Source organism: Acinetobacter sp. AKBS16 (assembly GCF_002899995.1).
Classification (GTDB): Bacteria; Pseudomonadota; Gammaproteobacteria; order Pseudomonadales; family Moraxellaceae; genus Acinetobacter; species Acinetobacter baumannii.
The window spans coordinates 48,094-69,021 of record NZ_POYH01000095.1; the positions used below are offsets into that span (position 1 = coordinate 48,094).

Below are 20,928 nucleotides of genomic sequence, written 5' to 3' on the forward strand. Positions count from 1 at the left end.
ACGCTTACGGCTAAAGCCATAGGACTCTAATTTGTCAGCTAAGCTACCGAAAATCATGGCACCAAACATCATGCCAAATAATGCGACACTGCCCAGCAATCCAGCAGTCATACTATCTAACTGCCAGTGTTGCATAAGCTTGGGTAATGCAACGCCATAAATGACTAAGTCATAGCCATCAAAAATAATTATGAGTGCACTCAGCAAGATCACTCGCCAATGTAAGGACGTTAATCTTGCATCATCAATCAATTGATTTGCATTTAGTTTTTCCATAATTGCTTTCCTTAGCAAATTGTGTGTAAAACAAAAAATTATTTAAATAGTTGCCATTCCTAGCTGATGTAATTGTTGCTGTGCTTCTGCAACATCCTGTTCTAGATCGTGTTGCCATAACCAGTCAAAACGATGTTCAAGATGTTCGCCAATTGCGGCAAATGTTGGGTATTGAGCTGAATAACATTCATAAATTTCGCCAGACTCACGAGAAGTTTGTTGAACACGACAAGCGCGTTTTAAACGCAAATTTTCATAGATGGCAGACACATCGGTTAATTGATCTGCTTGTAAGTTCTTTGTCGACAATAAAGTTGCAAGGATTAATGCATCTTCAAGACCTTGGCCTGCCCCTGCACCTTGGTGAGGTAACATGGCATGTGCAGCGTCACCCATAAGAATCACACGTCCCGAGACGCTTTGATAAGTCGAGAGTTCTTCAATTTCATGTAAGGCCCAAATAGTAGGCTGTTCAATTAAACCGAGTAATGTTTGACAGCTTTCACTCCAGTCTGAAAAATCGGAAAGCATTTGAGCTTTATCTACAGGCTTAGTCCACGGTGTATCGGCTGGTAATACCGTATCTTCGCGGTTTGAGCAGAAAGCAACGATATTAATTTGCTCCCCTTTACGAATTGGGAACGTTAAAATATGTTTATCTTTGCCCAATAACATTTGGGGAATATCTGCTAAATCTGTATCGCCATTTATTTGCTGCAAAGCTTCTTTAAATGAAGCGTGAGAAATAATGCCACGATATGCCCAAGTTCCTGAAAAACGAGGATGAACTGGTGGTAAATGATGAGAAGCTAAAACATATTGGCGTGTCACAGAGCGGATACCGTCCGCCCCTATCAAATAGTCACATTCATGCTGAGTACCATCATTAAAATGCAAAATCACCTGATCATCTTGTTCTTCAATCGCCTCTAGACGTTTAGAAAAATGGACATTTTGCGTAGGCATGTGAGGAATAATTGCATCTAGAAAATCAGCACGATGAACAGATGACTGCCCTACACCTGCCGCGATAGATGCAGATAAATATTTATCGGTATAGCCATTGCGCCATTGAAACCAAACCTCTTGAAATGGAGCCGATACTTTATCTGCAATCGCATGATATTCGTTGGTTAAACCTAACAGTTCAATCGCTTTAACTGCATTGGCACCAAAAGAAATCCCTGCCCCAATTTCAGAAAACTGAGGTGCAGATTCAAACATTTGCACGTCTAAATGGGCGTGTTTACTTAAATTACTTGCTAAAGCCAGACCAGCAATACCACCACCAACCACGGCAATTCGAATATATGTATTCATGTGTTTGTTCCTTAAACATCATTATCGTTTTCACATATTCATTTTTGAGAAGTTGGCTTATAAAGTCCAATTAGTATTTTTTTTGTTCAATTATTTAAAAATTAAATAATTCAGTTTAAGGATTAAATAACTCCTTAAATTATTAAGTTTTTCTTAAATTTTATTTCTAACACATTGACTTAGAATCTAGTCTTAAAATAAAATTAAAAATGAACTTTTGTTCAATTTTATTAATTCAATTAAAAACATTCCGTTCTGTAGTGTATGTTTTAATTTAAAGGTATAGTTATGAAATTAGTTAAATTATCTTTTGCGGGTCTTGCTCTTTTTGCATCAGTTCAAACTTTTGCTGCTGAGCAAACTACAGCTACACCAACTACCCAAGCTTCTCCATCAAAATTTGTTGAAGTACCTGTAGCTAATACAGATAAAGCAGCTTCGGAAGTAGCTGCATCTGAAGCTGCTCCTGCAAAATAATTAACTAACTATTAGTTATATAGCCTCTATATAGAGGCTATTTTTTGTATGGGATCTTTCTTATATATATTTATTTATGAATACTGTTAAAAGAAATCGTAGTCCAAGCATAGAAAAAACCGAAGCTACTAAAAATTCAATTTTAAAGGCCGCTTTAAAAAAATTTTTAGAAGTCGGCTTTGCAAATACCAAAATTAGAGATATTGCGGATTTGGCTCAAGTCGGGGTGGGCACTGTTTATTGTTATTTCAAAACCAAAGAAGATCTCTTTGAAGGGGTCATTAATATTATGTTGAATGAAGAATTTATGGTGGTTAAAGCGGATACTCTAAAGCCAGATCAAAGCGTATATGAGTTTTTATATAAACATTTTGAACAGATTATTGAATCTATCTATTCATCAGGACGTGATGGTATTTCTAAATTAGTGATTAAAGAAGGACAAAACTTTCCTCAGCTTAAAGAAATTTATTTTAATAAGATGGTGACTCCATATCTACGTGAGTTTGAAAAATTAGCTACGATTGCCCACGAGCGTAAAGAAATCTCTCTAACCTGTACACCTGCAGAATTTGCACTACTTATTGTGGCTCCCATCTGGATGGGTATTTTATATAACGGAATATTACAAGAGAGTGAGTCAATATCTATTAATCATATTTTTTACTCAAATTTAAATGCTTTATTCCACTCAAAAGTTTCATGAATTACATAAGATAGTTAAAAAAGCCTTCATATTAAAGGCTTTTTATCTAATATTTTTTAAGTTCTATTAAAAAGTATCTGCTACATACATACGTACCATCTCGCCTTCCTCATCCTTTACCAAAGTTAAAAACCGCCAACCACATTTTTCATAAAACTCGGTATGGTCTGTTATTAAATAAAGTGTTTGGATGCCCTGATTACTCAAGTCTTCACGTACAAAATCTAAAATCTGTTTTGCAATATTTTGGTTTCGATAGTTCTCTTCTACAAATAAAGCACATAAGTTTGGTGTTAAATCTTTACGCTCATGGAAGTCATTATCAATGACTCCTGCTCCAGCAATTAAATGCTTATTTTCATTTAAAACAATGTACCACTGTGGAATAGCATGCCTTTGATCAATGGAAATCTGAATACTCTCAAGATAGGCTTCCACAGGGATTTGCCATTTTTCAGAAAACCACTGTGCAGCCATTTCTTTGTATTGAGGGTAATCAGATAACCGTAATATTTGCATAAAATAAACCTATTTTGCCCAACCTTTTTAAGGTTGAGTTACTGAACTACGAATGGATTGCTGGGTTGGACTCTCATAAGTTGTTTCAGCAACTGGTGAGACACGCCAAATCGTATTACCAACATCATCTGCGACTAATACTGCACCGGAAAAATCAATTGCTACCCCGACAGGACGCCCATACGCTTTGCCTTTTTCACTTAAAAATCCTGTCAAAATATCTTGCGGTGGACCAGAGGGCTGACCACTTCTAAATGGCACAAAAATGACTTTATATCCACTATGTGGTTTACGGTTCCAAGAACCGTGCTGTCCAATAAATGCTCCGCCTCTAAATTGTGGCATGAGTTCGGCTGTATAAAATGCAAGACCTAACGAAGCAGTGTGGTTACCTAGAGCATAGTCTGGTTTAATTGCACGAGCTACCATGTCAGGATTTTGTGGTTTGACTCGTACATCTACGTGTTGACCATAGTAACTATAAGGCCAGCCATAAAAAGCGCCATCTTGTACCGACGTCATATAGTCGGGCACTAAATCACTACCAATTTCATCGCGCTCATTTACAACTGTCCAAAGTTTGCCACTTTGAGGCTGCCAAGCCATACCATTTGGATTACGCAGTCCTGTTGCAAATGGACGTGACTGACCACTTGCAATATCAAACTCCATAATTTGTGCACGGCCTTTTTCTTGATCTAGACCATTTTCGGCCACATTACTATTGGAGCCAACGGTAATGTAGAGCTTTGTACCTTCACGATTGGCAATAACATTTTTGGTCCAATGGTGGTTTAGAGGCCCACCCGGTAAGTCCAATACTTTAGTACCGGTTGAAGTAATATGGGTTTCACCTTCTTGGTAAGGAAAACGCATGAGTGAATCCGTATTGGCAACGTATAAATGATTGCCTACCAGTGCCATACCAAACGGTGAGTTTAGGTTTTTAAGGAATACCGTTTTTTGGTCAGCTATACCATCGCCATTCGTATCACGGAGTAAACTAATTCGGTTTGCACTTGGATGAGATGACCCTGCCCGTCTCATTACGAAGGTCATAATTTTGCCTTTAATCCCTTTGCTGTCTTCAGGTTTAGGCGGAGCATCCGTTTCAGCCACCAGCACATCACCATTTGGTAATACATAGAGCCAACGTGGGTGCTCAAGTCCTTTAGCAAATGCTTTTACTTTTAAACCTTCTGCCGGAGTCGGCATCACACCACTTGGCCAACCTTGTGCCGGTGCTATATTTACGGTTGGAAATAAGCTTGTTTTCGGTTCAGGTAACTTTGGTTCCGGACCATAACTCTCGTTAATCGGATATTGAGAGGAAGAAGCACAGCCTGTAACTAAAACGGTAGTGCCCAAAATCGGCAGTAAAAAACGTGTAAGCATCTTTTATCTCCATTTATTATTTTTTCGCAATAAACACAGGGTAATGCTTTAGAAGAGAGACTTATAGTTGATTTATTTAACTGTACTGAGCATTACAGTCTATATTTTTAAAATTTTAATACATAACTGGGTGTTTGCTAGAGGTTTAACTTATTCTAATGCTTAGCTATAAATTAATACCTGGCATTTAGTTTAATTACCAAAAGTATTTATGTTGGCTGATAATACTTATTAGGTAATTTGGTTTATTGTGCCTATTTTTTAATTAAAAATTCCTTTACCCTGACTTACTTTAATTATTTTTAACTTTCACTGTAGCTCAGGTGTTCAATTAAGTTCATTTATTTCTTATGTCAAAAAATTTAGCAACCTTGATTGGTTTAAGTGCCATCCTAATGTGGGCCTCTATGGTGGGCTTTGTAAAACATATTACGACCGTAATCGGTCCAGATGTTGGCATTACGCTGATCTATACCTTAAGTGCTTTACTCCTGCTCATTATTTTTAGGGTGCCAAATTTTAAATTAATTTCTAAAAAATACTTAATTTTAGGGGCAATTTTATTTATTGCTTATGAGCTTTGCTTTTCGTTTGCACTTGCCTATTCAAAGACAGCGCAACAAGCGATTGAAGTAAGTATTGTGAACTACCTTTGGCCAAGCCTGACTGTTTTAGCTTTTGTTATTTTTAGAGAGTTAAAATTTAATGTGTTTATTATTTTAGGATTACTCATTTCAATTGCCGGTATCATTTTTATTCAGACCGGGAACGGAGATTTTAGTTTAGGTCGTGTTGTCGATAATTTTCATAGTAATCCTTTAAGTTATATTTTGGCCTTTATAGGTGCCATTATTTGGGCTTTTTACTGTGTGTTGACCAAGAAAATGGGTAAAGGACAAAACCCTATTTCTATTTTCTTTCTTGGTGTTGCCATAACCTTGTGGCTAAAATTACTTTTTAGCGGCCAAGTGAGTTTGCCTTCACTCGATTTAAATACAATTTTATCTTTAATCGTTGCTTCTGCTGCAATTGGCCTCGGTTATGCAGCATGGAATATTGGCATTATTCATGGCAACATTACCATGCTGGTGGTTGCTTCTTATTTTACCCCAATCATTTCATCTTTACTTGCCATGCTGGTTTTACAGACAGAGTTATCAATCAGTTTTTGGCAAGGTACAGCCATGGTCACGGCGGGTTCACTGATCTGCTGGCTTTCAACAAATTGGGCTGTGATTCGTTCCTATTTCAGAATAAATTAAAAGCTGATGAGTATTTATACCGAACCAGCAGCAATAGAACGGACTGCCGTTTTTTGCTTTAATGCAAAATTTACAGCTTCTTTCGCATGAATGGTGGTGGTATCAAATAGTGGCACAGAAAATTTGATATCACCAATCAACATACAAATTTCGGTACACCCCAAAATAATGCCCTCGGCACCCTGCCCAATCAACTCTTCAACAATGGTCGTGTATTTGTGTTGCGAATCGGGGTTGATCACACCTAAACAAAGCTCTTCATAGATAATGCTATGTACTATTTTCCGATTTGCATCATTTGGAATAATCACCTCAATTCCACGATCTTGTAATCTGGCTTTATAAAAGTCTTGCTCCATGGTGAAAGCGGTTCCCAACAGTGCAACTTTACGGATGTTTTGACTTAAAATTTCTTTTGCTGTGGCATCAGCAATATGTATAAATGGAACCGTAATGGCATCTTCAATTTGAGGCGCTACTTTATGCATGGTATTAGTACAGACTAAAATACAGTCTGCCCCTGCTTTTTCTAAATTTTTTGCTTGCTCAGCTAAGTAGGCTCCAGCTTCTTGCCATAAACCTTTCGATTGTAAGGCTGCTATTTCTTCAAAATCGACACTATTTAGAATGATTTTGGCTGAATGTAGTTTCCCTAACTTGTTCTGAACCATTCTATTAATTTGTTGATAGTAAAGTGCTGTAGATTCCCAGCTCATACCGCCGAGTAAACCGATTGTTTTCATTATTTAAACCTTTTACTGGACCTAAAGCTTATCTATATCTTCTTAGATAAATAGACAGCTAGAATAAAATTGCTTTTTTACATTCTTTCTACTTTTAGCATTTTAAGTGGGGGGACAATTGTACTTCTTAATAGTTTTTACTAAAAAATGAAAAAGAAGCTCTGCTGTAACCAAGGAGTAGCAGAGCTTTTTGCAGAAATAGTTACCAATCAGCACATAGGTTTTTTAGCCAGCAATTGCCTAAATAAAATCGATGCGTGATTATGTATATGTGAAGAATGTACAAGCTTTATTCTAAAATTTTAAGGTATTTTAAAATTACACATTAAAAACAAGTGAACGGTGAGCGCTCACCCCAGCCATCATTCCATCTGCAACTGCGAATGGTACTGAACCACCTAAACGTGCAATATCCCCACAAGCAAAAACTCCATTTACTGTGGTGTCTTTTGTCGCGCTTGTTTTGATTATTTGTCCAAACGGTGTGTCTTCGACTTCACATCCAAGCTCAGCCACCCAAGGTTGAGTAATATAGGTACGTGTAGGAACAAACAGTCCATCTAGAGCAATAATCTTTCCATCCGTAAAAACTACCTCAGCATTCGCTCTAATTTCCTGAATAAAACCTGGTTCTACAACTACACCACGTTTTTGCAAGGAAGTATGCCATTCTGTATGGATGAGTTGATCATCTCCATTAAGTAAAAGTGTAGTTGGCCCCCAATCAGGCAACATCATCGCCAATTGCAGGCTGTGCTCAGAAGTGGCCAAAATACCGATTTTCCCTTGTTGTAATTCATATCCATGGCAATATGGGCAATGAAAAATCGTTTTTCCCCATCTCTCAGCCAAACCAGATATTTCCGGCAACTGATCGTTAACTCCTGCCGCAATAATAATTTTTTTTGTCTGAATGGAAACTACCCCATCAATACAAATACAAAAGCCTTCATCTATTTTTGCGATTTGTTTAACCCATCCATTTTTCCAGTGAACAGTGCTATATGCTTCTAATTGATTTTTTGCAATTTCAACAATTTCACTAGCTCGAGTTCCATCTTGGGTAAGGAACCCATGAGAATGTTCAGCAAAACGATTTCTTCTTTGCCCTGCATCAATAATCGCAATATTTCTACGTGCGCGGGCTAACGGCATTGCTGCTGATAAACCCGCATAACTGCCGCCGATAATCGTAACGTCGTAAAGCATTTTGTGCACCCTTAATAAGTAACTTATGAAGTTACATTAATGCTTTTTATTTTAATTTGCAACTTTTCATGTTACATTTTATCCATCCTATTAATTGCGCTGTTTTTTTTTGCTTATGCGTACAGACAATAAACTTTCCCGAATACTTCACGTACTTTTACATATGGCAAGGCAAAACCGCAGTTTTACTTCTGAAGAAATTGCAAAAATGCTATCAACTAATCCTGTAGTCATTCGTCGCACTATGATTGGATTAAAACAGGCTAACTTCGTACAATCAGAAAAAGGGCCTGGTGGTGGCTGGCATTTAATTGGTGATATAGAAAAAATTACGCTTTTTGATATTTATAATGCTGTTGGTGAACCTACAATTTTTGCAATCGGCAATGAAAGACAAAATCCAGAATGTGCAGTAGAACAAGTCGTCAATGCAGCTCTAGATGCAAGTATTCAAGCTGCACAGGCGATTTTGATCCAGCGCTTAAAAGGAACTACCCTAGCCGATCTTGCAAAATCATTTGATCAAATTTGTATCGAAAAAGGATGGGATTCACAACACTCACATTGAGTAATTTTTTCCTCACATGCTTTTAACTTAAAAAGCTCCTTAGCCATAAGGAGCCTTTTATTAAACGTATAACAAATAAGTCTTTATTAAGATGAACATATACCGTTATTGATGTTCATCTTTTTATTTGAATCTAGCGCCACAATTGAAGAAGATATGGTATTAATAATTTGACTCATCGCTTCATTTGAAGCACTTACAATTGCTTCCATTTTTTTAGCTTTTTGATCAATCGGCTGTTTAAACGCAATTCTACAATTGAGCTGCGCTCCTCTATTCGAGATTACTTTCGGATTCGTTGATTCTAGTTGCGTAGGCGGTATTTGGCGCTTCACTACCCAAGATACGGCAACGTTGATATTGCTATTATCTATAATATCAAAATGAGAAAAGTCAGTAGAAACTCGATATAGAGGCTGATTGTTTCCAGAAAGCCCACTGCTATAACTGTCAATTGCTCCAAGTTTTTGTTGCAAACCAGCCGATAAGGTATCGCGTAATTGTGTACCCAAAGTCGATGTCCAGCGCTCATTATCAAGTACAGTCGACTTACCATTACTGTCTTGTAGCACCAGTGGCGCACGGTCTAAGCGATCTGGAATCCCGACCGGCAAGACCTCAATCACCTGCACGGTCGAGTTCGAGACCGGAGTCACTTTAGGTGTAAGCGTATAATAGTTTGGTGTTGGTGAACTAGAACATGCTGTCATGGCTATCGCTGTCAAAAGCACTCCACTCCCAAGCAGCCATTTGGCTACTTTAGAGTGTTGCAATGATCGGTTCTTTTTATTTTTCATCGTTGGCCTCTGGTCTCTTACCACGAATAATAGATTCAGGATGTTGTTCAATATAGTCTGCCATTAACTGTAATGACGCAGCCGCACGAGTCATTTGTTGTAGTGCTTTACGTACGTCTTGTTGTAACGGCGCATCGCTTGACAAAATAGACTCGGAAGATCTTACAGTTTTACGAACATCGTCTAAGGTTGCTTGTAAACCAGGGGCAACTTTACCATCTAACTGTTTAACCAGCTTGTCGGTAGACTCAATGGCTGTATTCATATTCTTAAGCGTTTTGCGAACATCCTGCCCAATTTCGACTAGTGGGAATTTCGTTAACTTATCAGCAATTTGGGAAACCTGTGCCTGTAAACCACTTAACTCTGTTGCAGTGGTTGGAATTACCACACGGCCATCATTCAAGATTTGTAGAGTGGCAGGTTTTGCTTTAGGGAACTTATCTAAAGCAATATAGTTTTGACCCGTTAAGAGGTTGCCGGTTCTCATTTGGGCACGCCATCCATGCTCAACAAAATCTTTGAAAATGTCGCTGTTTGGATTAAGTGCTTGGCCGTTTTCAACGCGTGAAGGATAAATCACTGCCTCAACACGCATGCGAATCTGCTTATAGTTGTTATAAAACTCTGCATTAATTGATTTAATACTACCAATTTCAATACCCATGAAGTCGATTGGCGCCCCTACAGCCAAACCACGTAATGAGTGATCAAAGTACATAATTACGCCACGTGGTAGACCGTCCGGCTCTTTTAATGCTTCAGCTTTTGAGTCCCAAAGATTAAAACGGCTCTTGTTAGCAGCGACAGTCCCATTTGAGTTTTCAGGGAAACCAAACGCAATACCACCAGCCACAATACTTGCAAGCGATTGAGTATCTAAGTTAAAGCCTGAAGCATTTAACGTCACATCAATACCACTTGCCTGCCAGAAACGTGTGTCAGTCGTTACAAATTTATCGTACGGCGCACGAATAAACGTCTGAAGTTCTACGCTTTTACCGTCATCAGATAGCTTATAAGCTGTAATTTGTCCTACGTTAATTCTTCGGTAATAAATTGGCGAACCAATATCTAAAGATCCCAAATCATCGGCTTTCAAGAAAAACTCTTTGCCCGGCACATCGGAGGTAATCACTGGCGGTATTTCTAGACCTGTGAATTCAAGTTTTTTCTCGGGTGATTTCCCGCCATCTACTTCAATATATGAACCCGACAATAAAGTGTCGATGCCTGAAACCCCACTTGTCCCAATCCGTGGACGCACTACCCAGAACCGTGAATCTTGAGCAGCAAAATTGCTTGCATCCTTACGTAAATCAATGCGCGCAATAATGTGAGATCGGTCTTCTGCAAGATCGATTTGCCGTACCACCCCAATGTCTACCTGCTTATAGCGTACTGTCGTTTTACCTGCGACTAAACCTTCGGCAGTACGAAAAGATACTTCAATGGTTGGTCCATTAGAAAGTAATGCTTTCACCGCCAAAGAAAGCGCAATCAGCAGCGCAATAAGTGGAATAATCCAGATTAGTAGAGGCTTCCACCGATTTTTCTTTTCTTGGGGTTCTGGTAAATCATTCATGTTTTCCAGTTCAACATCTGTTTCATGATGATCTGAGGTCTCACTGGTTGTTTTGTTTTCAGACATACTCATTGTTCTTTTATTGACTGGGATTAATGGAATCATTATTCAAAGGCGAGTGTTCTGCCTGAATAATTGTGTTTTTTTCCGAAGAAACACGGTTAGGTTTATTTGTATTTTGAGATGCATAAAAATTATCCCAAATAATACGTGGGTCAAAACTTAAAGACGCAAACATGGTTAAAACCACAACCGCACCAAAAGCAATTGAACCCGGTCCCGCTAAAATAGTTGCAAGTGATTGAATTTGAATGAGAGCAGTAAGTAAGGCTACCACAAACACATCAATCATGGACCAGCGCCCTACAAACTCAACAATTCGGTAGAGTTTAATGCATTGCTCCGGTGCAAACTTCCACGCCACAGATGACTGTATATATACAACCAACAACAGGAAATACAAAATAAGAAGCTTTAGCATCGGAATAAAAATACTCGCCATAAAAATGACCACCGATACTAAATAGTCTCCACTTTGCCAAAAGTAAATGACCCCACTCATGATGGTATCTTGCTGACGGCCCAAAAGAGAGTCAGTTACGGTCATAGGAAGGACATTTGCAGGAATATAGAGAATGGTCGCAGCCACCACTAAAGCGAAGGTACGATTTAAACTTCCCGGCTTACGCTCGTGCAAAACGCTATGGCATCTAACACAGCGGAGAATTTGATTTTTATGAGCATCAGTTTTATTTACTTTTGAGGAATTCAATAAGCCACAGCAATGACACAATATCAGTGAAAGATCTTTGGCTCTTGGATATTGTTTTAAAATCATATTGGTATTTGTGATTTTTTCAGGAGTCACATTTTTTATTTTTGCCATGGCTGTGACCTATCAATTTCATTCCATATATCACTCACCTTTACGGAAGTAATATAAACCATTAATAGGCTCAAGACCGCAAATGCCCATAGAGCAATTTCCGGAATAACAAGAACCATGCCCATTAGCTTTACAAGCGTGACCAGAATTCCAATCAGGAACACCTCAACCATTCCCCACACTCTCATAAAATAAAGTGTTCGCAAGGCACCGACTAAAAATTGGGGGCGTTTCTTTAATATACTGACCGTACCGAGTACATAGCCCAGCAATAACAAATACGTAAGTGGCACAATGAATGTAGTAATTAAAATAAGAACACCGACAAATGCCCGATCGTAATGAAACATTACCCACACGGCGCCCAGTAAAGTGGTTTCGGATATGTTGCCTTGCAGTTCAATTTTGACAATGGGAAAGCTATTGGCAATAACAAATACAATGAGGGCCGTTAAAATTAGAGCTAACAATGTAGTAAAAGGCTTGGTATGCCGATAAAGCTCTGCACCACAGCAGACACAATAAGCTCTTTTTCCGTAAGCAAGCGGGACTCTACGATAGACGGTATCGCACTCCTCACAACCTGCTAATTCTTTAAGCTTCATAGTTATACTCTAAGATTTATCGTTTTACTGTGCTAATAACTGCTTGCTATAACGCTTGCCTAAAATAGTATTTATAAGCAATGTGCCAAACTAATCTCATTTCTTCAAGAAAAAATTAGTGACCGCATCAATGAATTATCTTATTAAATAAAAGAAAAAGAACTAAAAGCCCCTTTTCTCAAAGGAGCTTTTAACACGTTTAAAATTAAATGGATATTATATTTGAATAAAATTAAGCGCTCTTCAACGCAAAAATATTCCAATGCAACTTCACACCCAATACGCCTAATAAAATTAAACCTGCACCTAAAACTTGAGTACTGGTCAACACATGATCAAAGAAGAAATAATCAATCACTATGGTCGATATTGGATAAATAAAAGATAAGATCGCAATATTATTTAAAGGTATTTTCTTAATCGCCGAATACATTAAATAGTAGAGAAATGCAGTATGCAAAACTCCCAATCCGACCACAAACAGCCATTGTTGACCGATCGGCGGGTTTTCAAAAACCGACATAAATGGAGTCATGGCAATCGCCCCGCTCAGGGTTTGTATAAATACAATTAATAACGGCGGTGTATTACTTAATTTTTTAGTGATTAATACCGATATTGAATAAAGTGTTGTGGCAATAAGAACCAGCCCCAAGCCGACCAACTCATTAGTGTTCACCGAAGCACTGCCTAAGCCTATAATCACGATTAGCCCTATAAAAGCAATGATGGTCCATAGCACATCATTTTTATTGAGCTTTTCATGAAAGACCAAAGCCCCTAAAAATAAAATGACAAACGGGTTCACGTGATAAACAATCGTCGCTAAAGAAATAGAAGTTTTAGGAAAAGCGGCAAACAGTAGAACCCAGTTAAAAATAATTAGAAGGCCCGAAGTCACCATTAAAAACAGTTCTTTTTTACCGAAGTATACTTTTCTAAAATGACCATAGAAGTAACAAATCGGTATTAAACACAATGCTGAAATAAGGCAACGGAAAAATACAATATTAACGGGTGATTGACCTGACTTAATCACAAATAGACCAATACTCCCTGAAAGCAGCATGGCTACGACCATTTCAAGCGTGCCGACTTTTCTTTTTAAATGATGATCATCCACGAATTTCTCCAAAAATTTATATTGTTAAGTCTTCATCTATTTTTATTTCAGATTTTATAAACTCACTCTTTCTTAGTATTTCGTGAGTTTTCAGTCTAAATAACTTGTCCTTTTTAAAATCTAGAACAATAAAATAAAAGATTAATCATGTTAATTTTTAATTAAGAAATCATTATTTCAAAATAAAAAGATAGTTAATTCATTCTAAAATACTGATTCTTTAGCGCAATAAATTTAGTTAACCCTCACTAAAAAATAGTCTAACAACTTGGTTTGTTCTTCGGCTCTGTCTGAAGTCAAAAGTCCTAAAATTGTCCCATCTATCATAAATATAAAAATTTCCGCTTCGGCATATGAAACGGCTTTTTTAGTTTCCATAAGCAGGCAGAAAATTTCATTTTTAATCCATCGTCTATAGCGTATTGCCGTTTGGTAAGCTGTAGGATAACTCGTTTTAATTTCAAAAATTGCTTTAAACAACAGATAATAAGCGCTCTTTAAATTGGCATGTAAGAGATAGATTTGCCTGAGTTTATGAGCGAAAGTTGAATAGTGAGTCGTTTCTATCTCCACTCTTACTTTTTCCATTAATGTGTCTTTTTGAAGTAAGAGGCACATTTCAATCAGACGTTCTTTTGAATGAAAGTAGTTATAAAAAGTAGCTTTGGAAATTTTAGTTTCGCTAATAATTCGGTCTACCCCAATCTTATGAAACCCGTATTGTTTAAATAAATCCGATGCTATGTGGAGCACGTGTAATGCTCTAAATGAAGTGCCTAAATTTTTCATGTATACCGCTTAAAATAATTTTTTGTTGTATGTAAAAAGAGATAAAAATGCCGTCACTCTTAAAATGAGTGCTAAATACAGGCATGCGAAAACCGCACAAAATGGTGTGCTCGCCTATCTCGGGTTTATTGTTGCTATGATTTTGAGTCGTAACGATGCTTAAGGCGTAGAAAACCTACGGTCTACTATTGAGCCGTTTTAATGACTGTTTAGGCGGTATAAATAGAGAGAATTTGGCAAAGGCCAATAAATAAGAAATAGTACGCATAGAAAACTCCTCATGTCTAAAGAAGTTCTACCGAATCACTGTCAAATGATTATGGTGGCAGAACGAGAGAAGGTTGACAGACTGGTTAGACGCCAGCACACCCGAAGGTGTCCCTCTCCCGTCCTACCGCTACGGGAGGAGACGAGAAGCTTACACACAGAACTATTCCTCAGAAGAAATAACTCTGATGCGGTCTAAATCAGCCTGTCAAAGCCGGCTGGCAATGTAGGCCAGCAGGCAAAGGATAGTGCTCTGCCCTATTACAGTCAAGCACACAAAATGACATTTGTTTTAAAATAGATCATTAAAAAGTAAGGATAAATAATTAAAATTTATTGTTCATTTGAGTTTATAAATTATTTATATAAAACGTAGTATATATGCCTAATAAAAGTTTATTGTTTACTTTAGCTTGAGTATGAATCATATATTTTTGATAACAATTTAATTTATTTATACAAGGATAATTATGACTTTAAATACAGTAATGCTCTCTACTCAAAGGCTTACCCTAAAACCATTTACCGCAAATGATGCAGATGAAACCTATAACTGTATTACCCCTACGCTCACACGCTATATGGCTTGGGATCCTCAACCAAGGCATGAATTCGATCAAACTTGGAGTAATTGGCTAACGAACTTTGCTCTTGGCACTGAAATTATTTTTGTTATTAGAGAGACATCTTCTCAAGTATTTATAGGTCTTGTAGGACTACACCGTATACAAACAAGTAACCCAGAGTTAGGCATATGGATACGCGAAGATTACCACTATCATGGGTATGGTAGAGAAGCTGTAACTGCTGTAGCAAAGTGGGCAATTGACTTTGTTAAGCCGGAATTATTTGTTTATCCCGTTGCCGAAGACAACTACCCAAGTCGAAAAATTGCTGAATCTTTAGGAGGTAAAGTAGTTTCAAAGTTTACTGGCCCCAAATACGAAGTTGTAACCTATGAAATTCCTGTTAGCTTTTAATTCTATAAAAACCATATTAATCAAATGGCTATTAGCTTCATAAAAGATACAACTTGCAAAATAACTGCTATGGCAATATTTTAGAGTAATTACTCTAAAATAAGGTCTAATAATGAAAAATATAAGAATTGGTTCATATCACTGGATGCAAACTACAAATGGTCAGCTCAGCTTCAAAGAAAAAATTAAATTAATTCAAAAAATTATGGTGCCTAGCATCCTGAGTTCTATAAAAATAAATTATTATCGATTTCAAACTGGTAACGATTTTGATATAGGGCAAATTGTAATACCAGATACTCAAATGATTAAAATTGCCCTTGAGGAACTAGAATCAAAAGCGAGTATATCTATTTACAATCATTCATGGCGAACATACTTCTGGGGAGCCGCCCTAGGTCATTTACAAAACCAGCAGTTTGACCATGAGTTACTCTTATTAGCTTCACTTTTTCATGATATTGGTCTAACTGAGCAACATATGCATAGTAAAGGCTGTCAATGTTTTACATATGAGAGCGCTAAACAATTTGAGCAAAAGGCGAAAGAATATAACTTTGATGACAAGAAAAGCGAAGTGATTAAAGATGCTATATGTCTACACATGAATGGATATATAGAGGATTCTGATCCACCTGAAGTTGTTCTATTACAGCAAGGTGCTTCTTGTGATGTAATTAGTGACAACCAATATAAGCTCCCCTTATCTTTTAGAAATGAAATTTTAGAAAAATATCCTAGAAATCAATTTAATAAAGAATTCATTAAACTTATTAATTTAGAGAGAAAAAATGTTCCGAGTTCGCGAACAGGCTTATTATATGACCTTGGATTACCCCTCATGATTAAATCAAATTTATATAAAGAATAATTTTAATAAAACATATTAGTTATAAAACTACTTTCTATCATGACTAGAAATTTCGATTAACAACTGTTTAATATTTCTTAGCATGAGTATGCCTTAATATATGTAAAAGATATAAATTAAAGGCACCCGTTCTAATGAATGATTCAGTTAAGTGGTTAGAAATTCTAAATAAAATTACTGGTATCGCTCAAACAGGTTTACATTACTCAAAAGATGTTTATGACAAAGAACGTTATGAGCAGCTTTTAGGGCATATTGAACATCTATTAGAACTAAAAGAAATTAATACAGAAAATTTTATTAATAATGTTCTTCAAGATGTAGGTTATGCGACTCCCAAACTAGATGTTAGAGCAGTTGTGTTTAAAGAAAATAAATTGTTATTAGCAAAAGAAATTGGCGATGGACGCTGGTCTGTTCCCGGTGGTTGGGCTGATGTAGGCTACTCAGCATCGGAAAATGCAGAAAAAGAAGTTTTAGAAGAGACAGGATTGCGGGTTAAAGCCATTAAATTATTAGCTTTAACTGATAGAACCAAGCACCCTCATCCTCCAATGTTTTTACATGTGTATAAGGCATTTTTCTGGTGCGAAATCATTGATGGCGAACTTACCCCGAGTATTGAAACACCAGAAGTTGGCTTCTTTGGTAGAGATGAATTACCCCCGATTTCTACAGCACGTGTAACTGAAGAACAGATTCAACAATTTTTTGATTATTTAGAGTCAATCCCTGAAGCAACGAAGTTTGATTAATGAAAACCTAATATAAGGCAAGCTCAGTTTTTGTATATGAAAAGTAAAAAACTTGGTCTTTTAAACTCAAAAAATAGCGCTTAACTTTTATGCTAATCTCATGTCTTTTATCAATTTTTATATAATTTTCTTACCTCATGATTCAGTTTTACCACTAAGTAAACTTATGTAACTTTATCCATACAATTTCTCCACAATTTAAAACTCTAACATAAACAAACAATTAGTTCTCTCTTGCTATCTTGTTGTTCATTAAGAGAACACCTCTTAATTCCCTTTTCTTGAGTAACTTATCGTTATTCTGTCTCTTTATTCTGCAATTTTTTAATTCAGTATTTAAAACCGTATATTTTCACTTTAAATACTGAGATTCAATTCTTAGGCTAGATATGCGCACATCTGAAAAACAAGTAAAACCTATTGAGATTGATGATATCAATATCATCGAGAACGAAAAAACCAAAAAAGCGATTACTGCAGCTGCATTAGGTAATGCAATTGAATGGTTTGATTTCGGAGTTTATGGTTATGTGGCATACGTTCTCGGTAAAGTATTTTTCCCAGATGCTTCACCAAGCGTGCAAATGATTGCCGCGCTTGCTACATTTTCAGTACCTTTTATTTTCCGTCCATTAGGTGGTCTTTTCTTTGGACATTTAGGTGACAAATACGGACGTCAAAAAGTTCTGGCCATTACTGTCATTATTATGTCCATCAGTACCTTTGGTATTGGCCTTATTCCATCTTATGAAACAATCGGTTTATGGGCACCTATTCTTTTACTCATCGTAAAAATTGTACAAGGCTTCTCCATTGGTGGTGAATACTCAGGTGCTGCGATTTTTGTAGCTGAATATTCTCCAGACCGAAAACGTGGCTTTATGGGAAGCTGGCTTGATTTTGGATCGATAGCCGGCTTTGTACTTGGGGCTGCAACTGTCGCCTTGATCACACACGCCGTGGGTGAGGCACGTTTTGCCGAGTGGGGTTGGCGTATTCCATTCTTTCTCGCTCTACCACTGGGCATAATCGGTTTATATTTACGTAATCGCCTTGAAGAAACCCCTGTATATCAACAGCATTCAGAGCAACAAGCACAAAAAAGTAAACCCCAAAAATTTAGTTTCAAAGAAATTTTTGTTAAACATAAGCGTAGTTTATTGGTGTGCATTGGTCTCGTAATCAGCACTAACGTTACTTACTACATGTTGCTAACTTATTTACCAAGCTATTTTTCGCATAACTTAGGCTATTCAGAAGCACATGGTGCACTTATTATTATTGCGGTTATGGTTGGCATGTTATTTGTACAACCTGTGATTGGTTATTTGAGTGATAAGTTCGGACGCCGCCCATTTATTTTTATTGGAAGCTTTTCTCTTATTTTCTTGTCCTATCCTGCCTTTGTATTACTTAACTCTGGGGTAAATTATCAAATTTTTATAGGCTTACTTATTCTTGCTTTATCTCTCAATATGTCTATCGGAGTGATGGCATCAACTTTACCTGCCCTATTTCCAACTGAAATCCGTTATAGCGCTTTAGGTATTGCCTTTAATTTCTCAGTAGTTATCGCTGGTTTAACCCCAACTCTTACCGCAACGCTGGTTGAAACTACCCACAATCTGATGGTTCCAGCCTATTACTTGATGATTTGCGGGGTGGTAGGTATTGCTACTGCAATGTATTTAAAGGAAACAGCCAATAAGCCTTTAATTGGGGGCGTGCCTATTGCTCACAATATAGAGGAAGCACAAGAGTTACTTGAAGAGTTTCATGAAACTATTGAACAGAAAATTGAAAATATTGATCAGAAAATTCAGGAGCTTCAACAAAAACGTCAAAAACTTGCAGATAAACACCCTGATATAGCATGAGTGAAGCAACGTTTTTTATAAGAGTAGCGACTTAAATGTCGCTATTCTTTTAATATATTTTTCATTCAATTTGATAGTAAAAAAGAATTAACTTAGTAAATCTATTATTAGGAATAATATTTAATAAATAAAAAAGCCAATTCTTTCGAATTAGCTTAATTACAGCAGACCAGCTTTAGTTGAAAATTGCTTCTTGGTTTTATTGTTCGCAACAATCTTCATTCGTTTTTGTTATAGGTCTAACTTAGCTTTCCATTGTGACAATTCAATTAAAAAAACACCTCAGCCTACCCCAAAACAAACTTAATACATATATAAGTTATTTTAGAGAACTGCATCACAATTTTGATGGGTGCTTATGATAAACAGCTACACAGCAAAAGGTTTAAATCTATTATGCTTGAGTTATCTAATTGTTAAGTATGTATGATGGAACAGCAAACTTTATTACAAGAACTGAACTCACTCATTGAATACTATTCAAAAAGAACCGATTGCCCGCCTAGTCGAATACGCATCGGCTATAGAGCTTATGCAAAACTCATGCAGTGCCCGCCTTTTGCCGATGAAGTAATAAACTCGGCGCTAGATCCAAATAAGCGGAAATATAAAAAGATAAAAATTAAAATTACGAAAGATGATGATCAATTAGAGCTTGAGTAGTTATATGTTGTGAATATCTCAAATTAGTTTGTATTAAACTGAGAAATTTCTTTTTATGATTTCTATTTCTTCCGCTGTAATATTAGTTAAATGTATTGATGAAAGTTCCTTATTAGAGTTAAAACCAAAATATAATTCTTCATTTTTAAAGTAATATATTGATTTTTCAATATTTAAATAAGTTAAAACTAAGTAATCTAAACCTACAATTAATTGTAGCTCATAATTAAAATCATCTCTAAATATGCTTGAATAATCCTCAGATATATTCCACTCTGAAACATCAAATTTAGGTAGGAAATTTTCCACAAAAAATGGAATTTTATATTTATTATTGTTTTTCAAAATGTTACTAGAATTTATTGATGCAAGAGTAATATTAATTACTTCGCCAGTGTTACTTAAACCTAGTTCAAATAAACAAGTTTTTCCATTTCCACATCGCCAGTATAGATCAGCTAATCCACTATCAGAGAACTCAATAGAAAAAGGAATGTATGAATCTATGTTAGTCAGTACATGTTTAGGCTGCTGCTTATCAGACATAACTAACATAGGTGATCCTTATCAATCTAAAATTAAATCCTAAAATAATTATTTGATTGTAAGCTATTTTTCAAGACAAAAAGCCCATGAACTGAGCTTTTATCTTCTATATAAAACAGCTTTTAAAACTCGACTTGTACCGTAACCGTATCTTGATACGTTCCCGCTGGTACAGTGTCTGCATTTTCATCCACAATTTTTGTAGTAAACACATAGTTCTGCTGAGTTACCCCGTTATGTACCCCCGGGTTAATTGTTGCATTTAAACTCGACCAACGCTCGTTACCGCTTCCCCATCGGTCATTCGATGAATTCTTGAAAATATCGTATTTTAAAAATGTATTACCCGTTTGTGACTTCATGGCTCGCTGGTTGCCATTTTGCGGGGAAAGTCCATTATTTAAACTCACATAATATGGTGTATTTACCGAACAACGTATTCCCATAGACGACTGAACAGGTTCAAGCTTGGAAGCAAACGCCGCCGTACCAAAGTTTACGTCTTGAGCTAAAATTCGGCAGTCTGGCAGTACAGTAATTGAGAGTGAACCAAGCGAGTCTGCCCCACTTCCCCAGTTAAAACCAATACCTAATACCCCACGTTTAAACCCAGGGCTCTCAAAGAAGGCACCGATTCCCACAATCGCAACTGCGGGCACAGAATAGAACCATTTTACTTTTAACGGTGAGTCGGCTCGATAAACACCCG

Annotated in this window: 21 protein-coding genes and 2 pseudogenes; 9 read left to right on the forward strand and 14 right to left on the reverse strand. The window is 36.8% G+C overall.

The genetic code is table 11. From position 1 onward, the window contains the following. Positions 1-276, reverse strand: a pseudogene (locus C1642_RS17420) (aromatic acid/H+ symport family MFS transporter); the annotation flags it as partial. A gap of 42 nt (positions 277-318) precedes the next feature. Beyond that, entirely contained in the window at positions 319-1,596 is a 1,278-nt protein-coding gene (gene salA / locus C1642_RS17425; protein ID WP_103236650.1) for a salicylate 1-monooxygenase, read from the reverse strand. Positions 1,597-1,884: 288 nt separating this feature from the next. Between salA and C1642_RS17430 the strand changes: the two genes are divergently transcribed. Further along, positions 1,885-2,073: a hypothetical protein gene (locus C1642_RS17430; RefSeq protein WP_000780012.1), complete on the forward strand. Its 189-nt coding sequence runs from the start codon at positions 1,885-1,887 to the stop codon at positions 2,071-2,073. Between the two features lie 76 nt (positions 2,074-2,149). Further along, entirely contained in the window at positions 2,150-2,779 is a 630-nt protein-coding gene (locus C1642_RS17435) for a TetR/AcrR family transcriptional regulator (RefSeq protein ID WP_103236651.1), read from the forward strand. Between the two features lie 66 nt (positions 2,780-2,845). Here the strand turns inward: C1642_RS17435 and C1642_RS17440 are convergent, their stop codons facing one another. Then, positions 2,846-3,298 carry a GNAT family N-acetyltransferase gene (locus C1642_RS17440; RefSeq protein ID WP_001166576.1) on the reverse strand — a complete coding sequence of 151 codons (453 nt, stop codon included), beginning with the start codon at positions 3,296-3,298 and terminating at the stop codon, positions 2,846-2,848. A 27-nt stretch (positions 3,299-3,325) separates the two neighbouring features. Continuing rightward, the gene (locus C1642_RS17445) at positions 3,326-4,693 is read right to left on the reverse strand and encodes a PQQ-dependent sugar dehydrogenase (protein ID WP_000957805.1); all 1,368 of its coding nucleotides are present in this window, start codon (positions 4,691-4,693) and stop codon (positions 3,326-3,328) included. Positions 4,694-5,043: 350 nt separating this feature from the next. Between C1642_RS17445 and yddG the strand changes: the two genes are divergently transcribed. Beyond that, complete coding sequence (yddG, locus tag C1642_RS17450) at positions 5,044-5,955, forward strand: aromatic amino acid DMT transporter YddG (protein WP_103236652.1); 912 nt, start codon at positions 5,044-5,046, stop codon at positions 5,953-5,955. Between the two features lie 14 nt (positions 5,956-5,969). Here the strand turns inward: yddG and C1642_RS17455 are convergent, their stop codons facing one another. Both C1642_RS17455 and C1642_RS17460 read right to left on the reverse strand, forming a co-directional pair. Next, positions 5,970-6,698: an aspartate/glutamate racemase family protein gene (locus C1642_RS17455; protein WP_000848607.1), complete on the reverse strand. Its 729-nt coding sequence runs from the start codon at positions 6,696-6,698 to the stop codon at positions 5,970-5,972. A 318-nt stretch (positions 6,699-7,016) separates the two neighbouring features. Continuing rightward, positions 7,017-7,916, reverse strand: coding sequence for an NAD(P)/FAD-dependent oxidoreductase (locus C1642_RS17460; RefSeq protein WP_085941335.1), 900 nt, complete (start codon positions 7,914-7,916; stop codon positions 7,017-7,019). Positions 7,917-8,022: 106 nt separating this feature from the next. Between C1642_RS17460 and C1642_RS17465 the strand changes: the two genes are divergently transcribed. After that, complete coding sequence (locus C1642_RS17465; protein WP_001258367.1) at positions 8,023-8,475, forward strand: Rrf2 family transcriptional regulator; 453 nt, start codon at positions 8,023-8,025, stop codon at positions 8,473-8,475. Between the two features lie 86 nt (positions 8,476-8,561). On the opposite strand, the gene C1642_RS17470 is transcribed toward C1642_RS17465, so the two are convergent. From C1642_RS17470 to C1642_RS17495, 6 genes are all read right to left on the reverse strand, one after another. Beyond that, positions 8,562-9,272: a PqiC family protein gene (locus C1642_RS17470; RefSeq protein ID WP_000791361.1), complete on the reverse strand. Its 711-nt coding sequence runs from the start codon at positions 9,270-9,272 to the stop codon at positions 8,562-8,564. After that, positions 9,262-10,929 (reverse strand): intermembrane transport protein PqiB, encoded by a 1,668-nt coding sequence (locus C1642_RS17475; RefSeq protein ID WP_086231041.1) that lies wholly within the window; start codon positions 10,927-10,929, stop codon positions 9,262-9,264. Before C1642_RS17475 ends, C1642_RS17470 begins: the two co-directional genes overlap by 11 nt. A gap of 7 nt (positions 10,930-10,936) precedes the next feature. Continuing rightward, a complete protein-coding gene (locus C1642_RS17480; RefSeq protein WP_032068806.1) occupies positions 10,937-11,743 on the reverse strand; it encodes a paraquat-inducible protein A in 807 nt (268 codons plus the stop codon). Beyond that, positions 11,731-12,348 carry a paraquat-inducible protein A gene (locus C1642_RS17485; RefSeq protein ID WP_000768111.1) on the reverse strand — a complete coding sequence of 206 codons (618 nt, stop codon included), beginning with the start codon at positions 12,346-12,348 and terminating at the stop codon, positions 11,731-11,733. Before C1642_RS17485 ends, C1642_RS17480 begins: the two co-directional genes overlap by 13 nt. Before the next feature lie 232 nt (positions 12,349-12,580). Beyond that, entirely contained in the window at positions 12,581-13,471 is an 891-nt protein-coding gene (locus C1642_RS17490) for a DMT family transporter (RefSeq protein ID WP_103236653.1), read from the reverse strand. 234 nt (positions 13,472-13,705) lie between these two features. Beyond that, positions 13,706-14,260: a TetR/AcrR family transcriptional regulator gene (locus tag C1642_RS17495; RefSeq protein ID WP_103236654.1), complete on the reverse strand. Its 555-nt coding sequence runs from the start codon at positions 14,258-14,260 to the stop codon at positions 13,706-13,708. Positions 14,261-14,997: 737 nt separating this feature from the next. Here C1642_RS17495 and C1642_RS17505 point away from each other — a divergent pair. The 5 genes from C1642_RS17505 (at position 14,998) to C1642_RS19065 (ending at position 19,673) form a co-directional block, all read left to right on the forward strand. Beyond that, positions 14,998-15,507 carry a GNAT family N-acetyltransferase gene (locus C1642_RS17505; RefSeq protein ID WP_103236655.1) on the forward strand — a complete coding sequence of 170 codons (510 nt, stop codon included), beginning with the start codon at positions 14,998-15,000 and terminating at the stop codon, positions 15,505-15,507. Between the two features lie 112 nt (positions 15,508-15,619). After that, complete coding sequence (locus C1642_RS17510; protein ID WP_103236656.1) at positions 15,620-16,378, forward strand: HD domain-containing protein; 759 nt, start codon at positions 15,620-15,622, stop codon at positions 16,376-16,378. A 134-nt stretch (positions 16,379-16,512) separates the two neighbouring features. Further along, entirely contained in the window at positions 16,513-17,133 is a 621-nt protein-coding gene (locus C1642_RS17515) for an NUDIX hydrolase (RefSeq protein ID WP_001000110.1), read from the forward strand. 389 nt (positions 17,134-17,522) lie between these two features. Then, a complete protein-coding gene (gene proP, locus C1642_RS17520) occupies positions 17,523-19,010 on the forward strand; it encodes a glycine betaine/L-proline transporter ProP (protein ID WP_001260521.1) in 1,488 nt (495 codons plus the stop codon). Between the two features lie 429 nt (positions 19,011-19,439). Continuing rightward, positions 19,440-19,673, forward strand: coding sequence for a hypothetical protein (locus C1642_RS19065; RefSeq protein ID WP_000437834.1), 234 nt, complete (start codon positions 19,440-19,442; stop codon positions 19,671-19,673). Between the two features lie 33 nt (positions 19,674-19,706). Here C1642_RS19065 and C1642_RS17530 read toward each other — a convergent pair whose 3' ends face one another. Next, complete coding sequence (locus C1642_RS17530) at positions 19,707-20,228, reverse strand: hypothetical protein (RefSeq protein WP_000960787.1); 522 nt, start codon at positions 20,226-20,228, stop codon at positions 19,707-19,709. Positions 20,229-20,341: 113 nt separating this feature from the next. Further along, positions 20,342-20,928: pseudogene (gene csuE, locus C1642_RS19855) on the reverse strand (Csu fimbrial tip adhesin CsuE); the annotation flags it as partial.